A 12519-nucleotide genomic window follows, 5' to 3' on the forward strand; every position below is an offset into this window, starting at 1 on the left:
CGTCAGTCGGGGACGGGCCAGCCGCCGCGACGCAGCGCGTCCTGCGCGGCTCCGACCGCGTCGAACGGGGTGCGGATGCCGGCGATCTCGCGATAGTGCTGGTGGCCGGGTCCTGCCCAGAGGATCGCGTCGCCGTCTCCCGCGAGCGAGACGGCGGCGGCGATCGCGTCCTCGGGCGGGGTGACCTCGTGGATGACCGCATCGGGCCGCGACGCGCGGGCACCGTCGATCAGTGCGCGACGGATCGTCGCCGGATCCTCGGAGCGGGGATGCTGGTCGGTGACGACGAGGATGTCGCTCCCGAGCGCCGCGGCCGCGCCCATGTCGGCGCGCTTGGTCGTGTCGCGATCGCCGTTCGCGCCGCACACCATGATCACGCGCCCCGGTGTGACGCGCCGCACGGCGTCGAGGGTCTTGGCGAACGCGTCGGGGGAGTGGCCGAAGTCGAGGTAGAGCGCCGGCCCCCGCTCGCCCGACAGGCGCTGGATGCGGCCGGGCAGGTGCGCGTCGATGCGCCCCCCGTCGATGAGGTCGACGAGCGCGGACCACTGCCACCCCGCCTCGAGCAGCATCACGATCGCGAGTCCCGCGTTCGAGGCCATGTGCGGGCCGATGACGGGGACGGTCGTCGTGAGCCGGCCGGCAGGTCCCGCGAGCGTGAACGTCGTGCCTGTGGGGGTCTCCGACGCGATCTCGACCCTCCAGTCGGCGGAGACCGACGGATCCTCCGCGATCGCCGGCGTGACGACCGTCGTCACCGGGATGTCCGTGGTCGCCGCGATCTCGACGCCCGACGGCTGATCGACGCAGATCACGGCCCGCCGCGCGCGTGCGGACGTGAAGAGGGCGGCCTTGGCGGCGAGGTACTCGGCCATGTCGCGGTAGTCGTCGAGGTGGTCGTGCGACAGGTTGGTGAATCCGGCCACATCGAAGTGCAGCCCGTCCACTCGGTGACGGGTGAGGGCCTGGGCGCTCACCTCGACGAGGATCGCGTCGACGTTCCGCTCGCGCATGAGCCCGATGAGGGCATGCATCTCGGATGCCTCGGGGGTCGTCAGCCGCGACGGGATCACCTCGCCGGCGATGTGCCGCTCGGCCGTCGACGACAGCCCCGTCACGACGCCGAGCCCCTGGAGCATCCCCTCCATGAGGTGGGTGACGCTGGTCTTGCCGTTGGTGCCGGTGACGGCAAGGAGCGGGGGGAGAGCGGCATCCGCTCCCGTCCCGTAGACGAGGGCGGACAGGTCGCCGAGGACCGCCCGCGGGTCGTCGACCACCAGGACGGGGACGTCCGCGCCGGCGAGTAGGGCGGCACCGGCGGCATCCGTCACGACGGCGACGGCGCCCTTCGCGATCGCGTCGGGCGCGAACTCGGCGCCGTGGCGGTGGACGCCGCGGACGGCGACGAACACCTCGCCCGCGCGGAGGTCGGCCGTGGCGAGGGTCACTCCGCGGGCGAAGACACCGTCGAGGTCGTCCCGTGCCGCGATGCCCAGGTGGGCTGCGACGTCGACGAGGGGCACGGTCGGGGGATCCGACGGCCGGAGGACGGGTGGCAAAGCGGAGGGGTTCTGCATGGTCCCTCCATCATCGCACCCGGCCTCCGACCGGCTCGGGTCCGGACGCGCGTCAGGCCCGGCGGCGGTTGAGGATCGCCACGACGAGTGCGGCGGCGCCCAGGATGAGCGCACCACCGCCGAGCCACGTCGCGATCGGTTCGGTGGAGGTCTCGGCCGCCGCGGGAGCCGCGGCCGCGTGCTCGTCGTGGTCGCCGTCGTCGTCGTGGTCCGACGCGGTCGCCGCCGACGCGGGCGCGACCGCCACGACCGGGGCGGGCGACTCGAGCGTCTCGGGGTCCTCGCCGTCCTTCGCGATCTGGTTCCAGTCGGTCTGCCCGGTCACGCACTTCTGCGTCACGGGGAAGGCGATGTCGGTGCCGCCGACCTTCGACGAGAAGAGCGCGTCGAAGGACGCCGAGGCCGCGAAGCCGTCTTCGATCGGCGTGACCGCGGTGTAGGTCAGCTGGGTGGGCACGTTGTTCTGCCCGAGGACGCGGCTGACCTTCCACACGCCGTCGACGACGGGCGTGACGTTGTCGACGCCCTCGGGGATGTCGAAGACGAGCGCGGAGGTCGCCGCGCCGTCGCAGCCGTGGCTGAACGAGAACTCCAGCCGCGACGTCGCGCCGGCGGAGGCATCGTCGGAGTGGACGTGGACGTGAGCGGATGCCGCCAGCGGAGCGGCGAGCACGAGGGCGCCGCCGAGGGCGAGGCCGGTGAGGGTGAGCGCCGAACGGCGCGCGGGACGAAGGGTCATGAGCGAGGTCTCCCTGAAAGGTGCGGACTGGTGTCCGCGGGTGGATGGTGAGCGTCGTGCCGCTGCGGGAGCGGCCGGCTCAGCGGGGAGGGCCGCGGCGGGAGAGATCGGCGAGGAGCAGTCGCGGGCGCAAACGCTCCGGAAGGGCGGCGGCCACGGCCGGTCCGACCGGGGCGAGCGGCAGAAGGGGCAGGACGGTGGGTCGCAGGAGGGAGCGGATGCCGCGGGCCACGGCGCGCAGCATCCGCTCGCCGTGACAGACCGCCACGGCGGTGAGGATCGCCGCCGCGACGTGACCGGCGAGCATCGAACCGTCCGGGGTCATGGCCGAACCGGCGACCGGTCCGAGGGTGAGGAGATCGTGGTGGTGGCCCGTGAGCGCGCCCGCGCTGGGGGCGGTGTCGCCGACGAGCGCGAACGCGCCGTGGAGGAGCGCCTGCGCGGCGGCGACAGCGAGACCGGTGCGGAGGGCGGACGGGCGCGAGCCGACGATCACGAGGGCGACGGGCCAGGCGAGCAGCGCGACGGTGAGCACGAGCCACGCGGCCGGTGGGGTCCCCCCGCCGAGGGTGTGGGCGGTGGCCGCCGAGAGCGTCGCGACCGCCGAAGCCCCGCCTGCGCGGACGACCCGCACGCGGCGCGAGTCGAGGAGGCGGGGGATCACCCTCCCAGCCTAGATCGGCCGGGTGTCGGCGACGGCGAGGCAGGTCATCGCCGGTTCATAGCGTGCACGGGTAGCGTGTGGGCTCGTGACCGTTCTCGCATTCATCATCGGCGTCGTCGTGCTGGTGGTCGGGCTCGCCGTATCCATCGCCCTGCACGAGGTCGGCCACCTCGCCCCCGCCAAGGCGTTCGGCGTCCGCGTCGGCCAGTACATGATCGGCTTCGGTCCGACCGTCTTCTCGCGCCGGGTCGGCGAGACCGAGTACGGCTTCAAGCTCCTGCCGCTCGGCGGCTACATCTCGATGGCGGGCATGTACCCGCCCTCGGAGGCCGCCGAGAAGGCTGCGGCGGAGGGGCGTCCGCCGCGCCGTCGTCGGCTGTTCGAGACGATGATCCAGGACGCCCGCAGTGTCAACGACGAGACGCTGCAGGGCGACGGCGCCGAGCGCGCCTTCTACCGCCTGCCGGTCTACAAGCGGGTCATCATCATGCTCGGCGGCCCGGCGATGAACCTCATCCTGGCGATCATCCTGTTCGCCATCATGTTCTCCGGTATCGGGGTGCAGACCGCCACGACCACGATCGCCTCCGTCAACGAGTGCGTCCTTCCTGCCGGCACGTCCCAGACGTCGTGCACCGCGGGCGACCCCGCCTCGCCGGCGGCCGCTGCCGGCATCCGCCCGGGGGACGTCATCGTGTCGGTCGACGGGACTGCCGTCGACACCTTCGCCGAGGCATCCGCCATCATCCAGAAGACGCCGGATGCCACCATCCCGATCGTTGTGGAACGGGGCGGCGCGCGGGAGACGCTGCAGGTCACGCCCGTCCTCGCGACGCGCGAGGTCGCGGCAGCCGACGGGACCACGAAGACCGCCGAGGTCGGATTCGTCGGGATGTCGGCCACGGTCGGCTTCGTGCCGCAGCCGATCTGGGAGGGCCCGCAGGCCGCCCTCGAGCAGACCGGACGTGTCGTCGGGATCATCTGGCAGCTGCCGGCGCGGGTCTACCAGACCGCGGTCGACACGTTCACGGGCGCGGGCCGTGACCCGAACGGCCCGCTGTCGGTCGTCGGTGCGGGCCGTCTCGCGGGAGAGGTCGCGGCTACTGAGGCGCCGATCCTCAACCGTGTCTCGGGCATGCTCGCCCTGCTGGGCTCGCTGAACATCGCCCTGTTCGTCTTCAACCTGGTGCCGCTCCTGCCGCTCGACGGCGGACACATCGTGGTCGCCCTGTGGGACGGCCTCAAGCGCGTCTGGTCGCGGCTGACGGGTCGGCGTGCCCCGCGACCGGTCGACGCGACCAAGCTGGTGCCGGTCACCTACATCGTGGTGATCGCGCTGGTCCTCATGGGCGGGACGCTGATCCTGGCCGACATCGTCAACCCGGTGCAGCTCTTCGGCTGAACCGCGCGGTCACGCCGCCGTCGTGCCGAGCGCGTGGGCGACGAGACGCTCGAGCGTGATGAGCCCGTCGCGGGACAGGATCGACTCGAGGTGCCCCTGCACCGACGCGTACGCCGGCCCTCGCAGCGCGTACACGTCGCCCGTGACGGGATCGGCGGCGATCTCGGTCGCACCCACGTGGTCGATGCCGGGGGCGACGCGCGCGGTGAAGGTGTTGTAGAAGCCGATGGATGCCGCGGCTCCGAACACGTCGACCGTCTTCTGCAGTCCCTGGTGAGGGCTGGCCAGAGGAGCCAGGTCGAGACCCAGACGGTCGGCGAGCACCTGATGGCTGAGGCACACGGCGAGCAGCGGCGCCCCGGCGTCGAGGCGCGCGGCGACGACCTCGCGGATGCGGGCGATCCGCTCGCTGTCGATGTCGCGGGGGTCTCCGGGCCCGGGCCCGGAGACGACGAGGTCCGCGGCGGCGACGGCGTCACGGGATGCCTCGGACCAGTGCGCGATCGTCACGTCGACACCGAGGTGGCGCAGCTGGTGGGCGAGCATCGTGGTGAAGCGGTCCTCGGCATCCACCACCAGGGCCCGCGTCCCCGCGAACGGCCCGCGTGCGGGCTCGCCCTGCGGGTTGAGCCAGAAAGCAGCCAGGCGCGCGTTGCGCGAGGCGAGGAGCTCGGCGATCACCGGATCGTCGCCGAGCGGGCGCGATGCGGCGGGGGCGTCCTCATCGGCAGGAGCCGCGACGACGTCGCGCGGGATCGCACCGATCGCGCCGAGGACGCCGGCGGCCTTTCCATGCGTCTCGCCGACCTCGCCGTGCGGGTCGGAGTGCCGCACGAGCGTCGCGCCGACAGGGACGCGCAGGCGGCCGTCGACGACGTAGGCGGTGCGGATCAGGATGGGGGCGTCGAGGTCGTGCCCTCCGTCGGCGCGCGGCGTGAAGAGTGCCGCGACACCGGAGTAGTACCCGCGGGGGCTCTGCTCGTGCCGGGCGATGACGGTGCACGCGTTCTGCATGGGGGAGCCGGTGACCGTGGGGGCGAACATCGTCTCGCGGAGGATGTCGCGCGGGTCCATCGTGCTCGTACCGCGCAGCATGTACTCGGTGTGCGTGAGACGCGACATCTCCTTGAGGTGCGGCCCCGTGATGCGGCCGCCGTCGCTGCAGACGGCCGACATCATCTTCAGTTCCTCGTCGACCACCATGAACAGCTCCTCCGTCTCCTTCGTGGAGGAGAGGAACTCGGTGAGGGTCTCGGCCGTGGCCCCGCCCGCCGGGTGGCGGAAGGTCCCCGAGATCGGGTTCATCGTGACGACGCCGTCCTGGGCGCTGACGTGGGCTTCGGGGCTCGCGCCCACGGCGAGGTGGCCGGGCGTCGAGACGAGGAAGGTCCAGTAGGCGCCGCGCTCGTGCTCCAGGAGCGCACGGAACCAGGTCAGCCCGGCCGTGAGCGGGTCGCCGCCGACGCCGGCGACGTAGTCGCGGCGGATGACGAAGTTGGCGCCTTCGCCGCGACCGATCTCGTCGGCGATGACGCGGCGGACGATGTCGGCGTAGGCCTCGTCGTCGATGTCGAACCCGGCATCCTCGAGGGGGATGCGATCCGTCGGCAGCTGCGCGAGAGCATCGGCCAGCGGAAGCGCGTGACGCTCGCCGACGACGAGGCACCGCAACGGTGCGGCATCGTCGTGGCAGGCGAAGCCGCGCTCGACGACCTGGCGGAAGGGGACGAGCGCGAGGACCTCGCGCGCCGCACCGGTCGCATCGGTGAGGGGGATGTCGGCGAGGAGGGCGACGTCGACCACGTCGCCCGTGAGGACCTCGACGGTCTCGCCGTCGCGGGCGAGAAGGGCGAAGGGGATGCCGCGGGCGGCCAGGTCGGCGAGGAGGATCGGGGCGTTACCGGACATGGGGTTCTTCCGTTCGGGGCGGTCGCCGGTGAAACGAGAAACGACCGCCGGGCTCTCAGCTCAGGCGGTCGTCGGGATGCTCGCAGCGTCCGCCTCAGGCGGAGCGCCACCACGTGCGGTTCACGAACATGGGGTGAACCTACCACAGGCGGCTTTGGCGGCATCCTGGGGGTCTCCTTCCGTGCCGAGCGGTCTCCGGCGGCTTAGGCTGGAGACGTGCCAGCTGTCAACATCGGGATGCCCCGCGTGCCGGAGGTCCTCGCGCCTCGTCGCAAGAGCCGTCAGATCAGGGTCGGCAAGGTCCTCGTCGGTGGCGACGCGCCCGTCAGCGTCCAGTCCATGACGACGACGCCCACGACCAACATCAACGCGACCCTCCAGCAGATCGCCGAGCTCACGGCGTCCGGTTGCGAGATCGTCCGCGTCGCCGTGCCGCACCAGGCCGACGCCGACGCGCTGAAGATCATCGCGATGAAGAGCCAGATCCCCGTGATCGCCGACATCCACTTCCAGCCGCGCTACATCTACACCGCCATCGACGCCGGTTGCGGCGCCGTGCGCGTGAACCCCGGCAACATCCGCGAGTTCGACGGCAACGTCGGCCAGATCGCCGCCGCGGCCAAGGCCGCCGGCGTCTCGCTCCGGATCGGCGTCAACGCCGGGTCGCTCGACAAGCGGATCCTCGACAAGTACGGCAAGGCGACGGCGGAAGCCCTCGTCGAGAGCGCCGTGTGGGAGGCATCCCTCTTCGAGGAGCACGACTTCCACGACTTCAAGATCTCGGTCAAGCACAACGACCCCGTCGTCATGGTGAAGGCCTACCGGATGCTCGCGGAGCGGGGCGACTGGCCCCTGCACCTCGGCGTCACCGAGGCCGGCCCCGCCTTCCAGGGAACGATCAAGAGCGCGACGGCGTTCGGCATCCTGCTCGGCGAGGGCATCGGCGACACGATCCGCGTCTCGCTGTCGGCGCCGCCCGCCGAAGAGGTCAAGGTCGGCCACCAGATCCTGCAGTCGCTGAACCTCCGCGAGCGCAAGCTCGAGATCGTCTCGTGCCCGTCCTGCGGACGCGCCCAGGTCGACGTCTACACGCTCGCCGACAACGTCACCGAGGGTCTCAAGGACATGACGGTGCCATTGCGCGTGGCGGTCATGGGCTGCGTCGTCAACGGTCCCGGTGAGGCGCGCGACGCCGACCTCGGCGTTGCCTCGGGCAACGGCAAGGGCCAGATCTTCGTCAAGGGCGAAGTCGTCAAGACCGTCCCCGAGGAGGACATCGTCGCGACCCTCATCGCCGAGGCCAACCGTCTCGCCGACGAGATGGGTCCGGACGCGCCGCTCGGGACCGCGCAGGTCGTCACCTCCTGACACGACACGGATGCCGAGGGCCGGGCCCCCGGCATCCGCTTCTCGTCAGCTCCAGAGGGAGTGGTACGCGTTGATCGCGGGTTGCCCGCCGAGGTGCGCGTACAGGACCGTCGAGTCCTTCGGGATGTCGCCGCTCTGGACGAGGTCGATGAGTCCGGCGAGCGACTTGCCCTCGTAAACCGGGTCGGTGATCATCGCTTCGAGCTGCGCGCCGAGCGCCATCGCCGACATCGTGGAGTCGACCGGGATGCCGTACAGGTCGCCCGCCCAGCCCTCCAGCACCTGGATCTCGTCGTCGCGCAGGTCGCGGCCGAGCTCGATCAGCTCCGCCGTGTTCCGGGCGATGCGCGCAACCTGATCGCGCGTCTTCTGCAGCGTGGCGGACGCATCGATCCCGATGACGCGCCGCTTCACGCCGGTCAGCTCTTCGAGCGCGGCGAAGCCGGCGATCATGCCCGCGTGCGTCGACCCGGTCACGGTGCAGACGACGATCGTGTCGAAGAAGACGCCGAACTGCTTCTCCTGCTCGGCGACCTCGAACGCCCAGTTCGCGAACCCGAGACCGCCCAGACGGTGCTCGGACGCGCCAGCGGGGATCGGGTAGGGGGTGCCACCGGCATCCTCCACGTCCTGCAGGGCCTGCTTCCACGAATCGCGGATGCCGATGTCGAAGCCGGCGTCGTCGAGGCGGGAGTCCGCGCCCATCATGCGGGAGAGGAGGATGTTGCCGACCTTGTCGTTCACCGGCTCGTCCCACGGGACCCACTTCTCCTGCACGAGCCGTGCCTTGAGGCCGAGGTGGGCGGCCACGGCCGCGACCTGGCGGGTGTGGTTCGACTGGTAGCCGCCGATCGACACGATCGTGTCGGCACCGCTCGCGAGCACGTCCGGGACGATGTACTCGAGCTTGCGCGTCTTGTTCCCGCCGAAGGCCAGCCCGCTCGAGACGTCTTCGCGTTTGGCCCAGACCTGCGCGCCGCCGAGGTGCTGGGTCAGCCGCTTCAGCGGGTGGATGGGGCTCGGCCCGAAGGTGAGCGGATGCCGGGGGAACTGGTCGAGGATCATGCGGGCTCCTGGGGGGTGGTGTCGGTCAGCAGGTCGAGCCAGAGGCCTTCGGCGACGGATGCCGCGGCCTGGGCGTCACGGGCGGCGCAGTGCCGGATGAGCTCGGCGTGGCGCGCCGCCGAGGCATCCGCGTCATCCGACGAGAAGCGCAGGCGCTCGGCGCGCTCGAGCACCGGACCGTAGAGGGCCAGCACGGTGCGGACGGCCTCGTTGCCGGCCCGATCGACGGCGACCGCGTGAAAGTCGTGATCGGCGCGGAGGGCCGCCGCGGTGTCCCCGGCGGCATGGGCGGCCACGAACGCCTCGTTGGCCCGCCGCATCCGGTCGATGTCGTCGTCGGTGAGCAGCGGTGTCGACTCGACGACCGCGATGCGGTGCATCGCGGCGACGACCGAGGCGGCATCGCGTTCGGCGCGCCCATCGATCGGCGCGACGATCGTGGAGCGACCGGGCTGAGCGAGGACGAGACCCGAGCGGGCGAGGTCGAGGAGCGCCTCGCGGACCGGGGTGCGTGAGACCCCGAGCCAGGCGGACAGTTCCGCATCGCGCAGCTGCTCGCCGGGGGCGAGCGTGCCGTCGACGATCGCGTCACGCAGCTTGGCGCGGACGTCATCGCGGAGGAGACCGCGGGGAGGGAGGGAGGTGGCGGGGACCGGCATGCAATATATTGCACACGAGGAGCCCGGCTCGTGCAAATCGACGCGCCGCGGTCAGACGGCGACGAACTCGCTCTTCCCTCGGGCGACGTCCGTGGCGACGAGGCGGACGCGGACCACGTCGCCGGGCTGTGCGTCCACGTCAGCGACGACGGTTTCGAGCGGCGGCAGGGTGAGCGCCACGCGCGCCCCGCCCTCCCGCTGACGCAGGACGACGGCGTCGAACTCCTCGCCCTCGCGACCCGTGAGGACTGCTGCGGCGACGCGCTCGATGGCCGCAGCATCCACCTGGGATGCGATGCGTGCGGACCGCTCCATCGTCTCGGGGAGGTCGGTCAGCGAGGAGCGGACGTCATCCGGAACGGGCCGGCCGTTGGCGAGGGCATCGCAGACGAGGAGCGCCCAGCGGTCGACGAGCCGTCGCAGCGGCGCGGTGACGTGCGCGTACGGCGCGGCGATCGCGGCCTGCGTCGTCAGCTCGGGGAGGTCGCCGTCGAAGGCCGCGTATCCGGCGCCGCGGAACAGAGCGGCGGCGTGCTCCCGGACCGCACGCCCCACGGGCGTCCGCGGCAGGTCGCGGAGGTAGTCGCCGTACGGCACGGCCTCCCGCCACGGCAGGCCGAAGCCGATCGTCTGCGCCCGGAAGGCCGCGACGTCGTCATCGGATGCCGGGGGCATCGTGCGGATGATGCCCACCCCGCCGCTGATCATGATCTCAGCGGCGGCCATGCCGGTCAGGAGCGACACCTGCGCGTTGGCGTCTTCGAGGGGCACACCCTCGTCGGCCTCGAGTGCGTATCCCTGCGGCGTCGTCACGACACGGATCTCGGGGAGGCTGAGGCTCGCTCCACCCCGCTCGATCTCCCGGCGGGCGCGTTCCTCGCCGAACCAGACGAGGTGTCGGATCGAATCGGGCGCGCCGCCCTTCTCGAGCGCGGCCTGCGCATCGACGTAGGACCACTGGGCGCGGGAACGGACGACCGCGCGGGTCAGCGACGTCGAGGTGGGGCGGGCTCCGGCATCCAGCTCGAAGCGCCACACGTAGGCGCGGCGGTCGCGGTCCGGCAGGAGCGAGGCGGCATCCTCACTGAGGACCGCGGGGTGCAGCGGGATCCTCCCGTCGGGTGCGTAGATCGTCTGGCCGCGACGGCGGGCCTCCGCGTCGACCGCCCCGCCCAGGGGCACGAAGGCGGGGACGTCGGCGATGGCGTAGTGCAGGATGCCGCCGCCGTCGGCGGTCCGCTCGAGGTGCAGCGCCTGGTCGAGGTCGGTCGAGCCCTCCGGATCGATCGTGAGGAACGGGATGCCGCGGAGGTCCGCCAGCCCTGCGGCCGCAGGATCGACGGGGACGGTGCGGGCGGCGTGCTCGGCCTCGGCTTGCACGTCGGCGGGGAAGTCCGCGGGGAGGTCGAACTCGATGCGGAGGGCCGCGAGCGCGTCGCGGAGGTCCGACTGGGCGGGGGAGACGAGACGCGCGCGACGGATGGGCACGCCGTCAGTGTAGGACGACCGGTCAGCGGACTCGTCGGTCCTGTCCAGGCGCTCCATAACGCGGGCGCATACCGTCGGCGGCATGAGCAAGCTCTCCCGACTGATCGGCATGGCCACGAAAGCGCTCGACGCAAAACCCGGTGGCACCGGGCCGTCGGGCTCGCCGAGTTCTTCCCGCACGGGCGACTGGCGCGGGATCGTCCGCTCGGCCGCCGATGCGTTGACGGGCGACGGGCGGGCTCCTGCACCCGCCACCCCCGCTGCCGGCGCACCGGCAGCGACGCCGGGCCCTTCGTCGGCGTCGCTCACGCCTCCGCCCGCATCCCGCGGGCAGGCATCCGCCCACCCTGCTACGGACGCCGATCGTCGGGCGATCGCTCGCTACGACTACCTCATGCAGACCGCCGATCCCGCGCAGATCGAGCAGATCCACCAGGAGGCCTTCGCGAGGCTGACTCCCGATCAGCGCGCGCAGGTCCAGGCGCGGATGGTGGCGGAACTGCCGACCCACGAACGACCCCGCTCCGCGGCTCCGGCCGATCTCGCCCGCGCGGCGGCGCGCGGAGAGGCCTCACGGCCGGGGCTGATGACCGGGTTGCTGTCGCGGGCGAGCCGCGGCGGGGGCGCATCCCGCGTCGCCGGCGGCGCCGCCCTGGGTGCCGGTGTCGGGATCCTCGGCGCGGTCGCCGGCGGAGCCATCGTGACGTCCGTCGCCGGCCCGCTTCTGGCCCAGGCTGCGGGCATGGGCGTGGACTTCGACGCGCTCGCCCAGGGCCTCGACGTCGATGCGCTCGCCGAGGGCGCCGTCAGCGGTGTCAGCGAGCAGATCGCGGGCGTCGGCGATCAGGTCGCGGGGTTCGGGGAGAACCTCGGCGGGTTCGACCTGCCGGGCCTCGGTGACCTGTTCGGTCGCTGAGGTCGCCCTCTCACGACGGATCGACCTGTCACGACAGATCGCCCTGTCGCGACAGATCGACCTGTTACGACAGATCGCCGCCGGCGATGCTGAGATCCGCGTCGGCGTCGAGGCAGACGCGGACGGCGATCTCGACGGCGTCCACGATCTGCTCGAACGGCAGGGCTGACGCGCCGACGGGACCCGTACCGGCGGCCCACGGAACGTGGACGAACCCGGCGCGCGTCGGCGTCCCGGCGGTCGCATGCAGCGCGGCGTACATCGTCGCGTTGCAGACGAACGTGCCCGCCGAGTGCGACACGGTGGACGGGATGCCGGCGGCACCGAGGGCCGCACTGATCGCCTTCACCGGGAGCGTGGCGAAGTAGGCGGCCGGCCCGCCCTCCACCACCGCGGCGTCCTGCGGTCGATATCCGGCGTTGTCGGGGATGCGGGCGTCGGCGAGGTTCACCGCGATCCGCTCCGGGGTGACGGCGGTGCGGCCGCCGGCGAGACCCGTGGCGACGACGATGTCGGGTCGATGCTCGTCGAGCAGCACCGCGAGCCGCGCGATCGCACCGTCGAACGTGACGGGCAGCACCTCGGTGACGAGGCGCGCCGGCCCGGTCCACCGCTCGCCGACGGCGCGGACGGCGTCGCCCGAGGGATTGGTGCCGTCACCCGCGAAGGGCTCGAATCCGGTCAGCAGCACAGGAGGCATCCCTCCAGGCTAAGCCGCTTGCCGCCACGCGCG

Annotated in this window: 11 protein-coding genes; 3 read left to right on the forward strand and 8 right to left on the reverse strand. The window is 72.2% G+C overall.

The features are described 5' to 3' along the window. Positions 1 to 2: 2 nt before the first annotated feature. The 3 genes from MRBLMI1x_RS08645 to MRBLMI1x_RS08655 all read right to left on the reverse strand — a co-directional run bounded on the left by MRBLMI1x_RS08645 (position 3) and on the right by MRBLMI1x_RS08655 (position 2980). Positions 3 to 1577: a Mur ligase family protein gene (locus MRBLMI1x_RS08645; RefSeq protein ID WP_363458186.1), complete on the reverse strand. Its 1575-nt coding sequence runs from the start codon at positions 1575 to 1577 to the stop codon at positions 3 to 5. 52 nt (positions 1578 to 1629) lie between these two features. Continuing rightward, a complete protein-coding gene (locus MRBLMI1x_RS08650) occupies positions 1630 to 2316 on the reverse strand; it encodes a DUF1775 domain-containing protein (protein ID WP_018188612.1) in 687 nt (228 codons plus the stop codon). 79 nt (positions 2317 to 2395) lie between these two features. Beyond that, complete coding sequence (locus MRBLMI1x_RS08655) at positions 2396 to 2980, reverse strand: hypothetical protein (protein ID WP_363458190.1); 585 nt, start codon at positions 2978 to 2980, stop codon at positions 2396 to 2398. Positions 2981 to 3065: 85 nt separating this feature from the next. On the opposite strand from MRBLMI1x_RS08655, the gene MRBLMI1x_RS08660 reads away from it, so the two are divergent. Continuing rightward, entirely contained in the window at positions 3066 to 4382 is a 1317-nt protein-coding gene (locus MRBLMI1x_RS08660) for a M50 family metallopeptidase (protein WP_018188610.1), read from the forward strand. 9 nt (positions 4383 to 4391) lie between these two features. Here MRBLMI1x_RS08660 and MRBLMI1x_RS08665 read toward each other — a convergent pair whose 3' ends face one another. Then, positions 4392 to 6290 (reverse strand): chorismate-binding protein, encoded by a 1899-nt coding sequence (locus tag MRBLMI1x_RS08665; RefSeq protein ID WP_336124267.1) that lies wholly within the window; start codon positions 6288 to 6290, stop codon positions 4392 to 4394. 237 nt (positions 6291 to 6527) lie between these two features. On the opposite strand from MRBLMI1x_RS08665, the gene ispG reads away from it, so the two are divergent. Then, positions 6528 to 7658: a flavodoxin-dependent (E)-4-hydroxy-3-methylbut-2-enyl-diphosphate synthase gene (gene ispG / locus MRBLMI1x_RS08670; protein ID WP_018188608.1), complete on the forward strand. Its 1131-nt coding sequence runs from the start codon at positions 6528 to 6530 to the stop codon at positions 7656 to 7658. A gap of 45 nt (positions 7659 to 7703) precedes the next feature. Here the strand turns inward: ispG and MRBLMI1x_RS08675 are convergent, their stop codons facing one another. From MRBLMI1x_RS08675 to MRBLMI1x_RS08685, 3 genes are read right to left on the reverse strand one after another with little or no spacing between them, the layout of a single operon-like run. Next, a complete protein-coding gene (locus MRBLMI1x_RS08675) occupies positions 7704 to 8723 on the reverse strand; it encodes a 1-aminocyclopropane-1-carboxylate deaminase (protein WP_363458194.1) in 1020 nt (339 codons plus the stop codon). Further along, a complete protein-coding gene (locus MRBLMI1x_RS08680) occupies positions 8720 to 9382 on the reverse strand; it encodes a GntR family transcriptional regulator (RefSeq protein WP_116228693.1) in 663 nt (220 codons plus the stop codon). The genes MRBLMI1x_RS08675 and MRBLMI1x_RS08680 overlap by 4 nt, the downstream gene beginning before the upstream one ends. A 51-nt stretch (positions 9383 to 9433) precedes the next feature. Next, positions 9434 to 10870, reverse strand: coding sequence for an RNB domain-containing ribonuclease (locus MRBLMI1x_RS08685; RefSeq protein WP_363458198.1), 1437 nt, complete (start codon positions 10868 to 10870; stop codon positions 9434 to 9436). An 82-nt stretch (positions 10871 to 10952) separates the two neighbouring features. Here MRBLMI1x_RS08685 and MRBLMI1x_RS08690 point away from each other — a divergent pair, with 82 nt between their 5' ends. Next, entirely contained in the window at positions 10953 to 11786 is an 834-nt protein-coding gene (locus MRBLMI1x_RS08690) for a cation-transporting ATPase (RefSeq protein WP_363458201.1), read from the forward strand. A gap of 64 nt (positions 11787 to 11850) precedes the next feature. Here the strand turns inward: MRBLMI1x_RS08690 and pcp are convergent, their stop codons facing one another. Further along, positions 11851 to 12486, reverse strand: a complete 636-nt coding sequence (gene pcp, locus MRBLMI1x_RS08695) for a pyroglutamyl-peptidase I (protein ID WP_414685572.1) — start codon at positions 12484 to 12486, stop codon at positions 11851 to 11853. Between the last annotated feature and the right edge of the window lie 33 nt (positions 12487 to 12519).

Origin of the sequence: Microbacterium sp. LMI1x-1-1.1 (assembly GCF_040676205.1) — a bacterium.
GTDB lineage: Bacteria > Actinomycetota > Actinomycetes > Actinomycetales > Microbacteriaceae > Microbacterium > Microbacterium aquilitoris.

What these genes read in the sequence shown, in the direction of transcription:
- MRBLMI1x_RS08680 (WP_116228693.1), bottom strand. Translation starts at nt 9,382, where the DNA reads ATGCCGGTCCCCGCCACCTCCCTCCCTCCCCGCGGTCTCCTCCGCGAT.
- MRBLMI1x_RS08690 (WP_363458201.1), top strand. Translation starts at nt 10,953, where the DNA reads ATGAGCAAGCTCTCCCGACTGATCGGCATGGCCACGAAAGCGCTCGAC.
- ispG (WP_018188608.1), top strand. Translation starts at nt 6,528, where the DNA reads ATGCCCCGCGTGCCGGAGGTCCTCGCGCCTCGTCGCAAGAGCCGTCAG.
- MRBLMI1x_RS08650 (WP_018188612.1), bottom strand. Translation starts at nt 2,316, where the DNA reads ATGACCCTTCGTCCCGCGCGCCGTTCGGCGCTCACCCTCACCGGCCTC.
- MRBLMI1x_RS08675 (WP_363458194.1), bottom strand. Translation starts at nt 8,723, where the DNA reads ATGATCCTCGACCAGTTCCCCCGGCATCCGCTCACCTTCGGGCCGAGC.
- MRBLMI1x_RS08645 (WP_363458186.1), bottom strand. Translation starts at nt 1,577, where the DNA reads ATGCAGAACCCCTCCGCTTTGCCACCCGTCCTCCGGCCGTCGGATCCC.
- MRBLMI1x_RS08665 (WP_336124267.1), bottom strand. Translation starts at nt 6,290, where the DNA reads ATGTCCGGTAACGCCCCGATCCTCCTCGCCGACCTGGCCGCCCGCGGC.
- pcp (WP_414685572.1), bottom strand. Translation starts at nt 12,486, where the DNA reads ATGCCTCCTGTGCTGCTGACCGGATTCGAGCCCTTCGCGGGTGACGGC.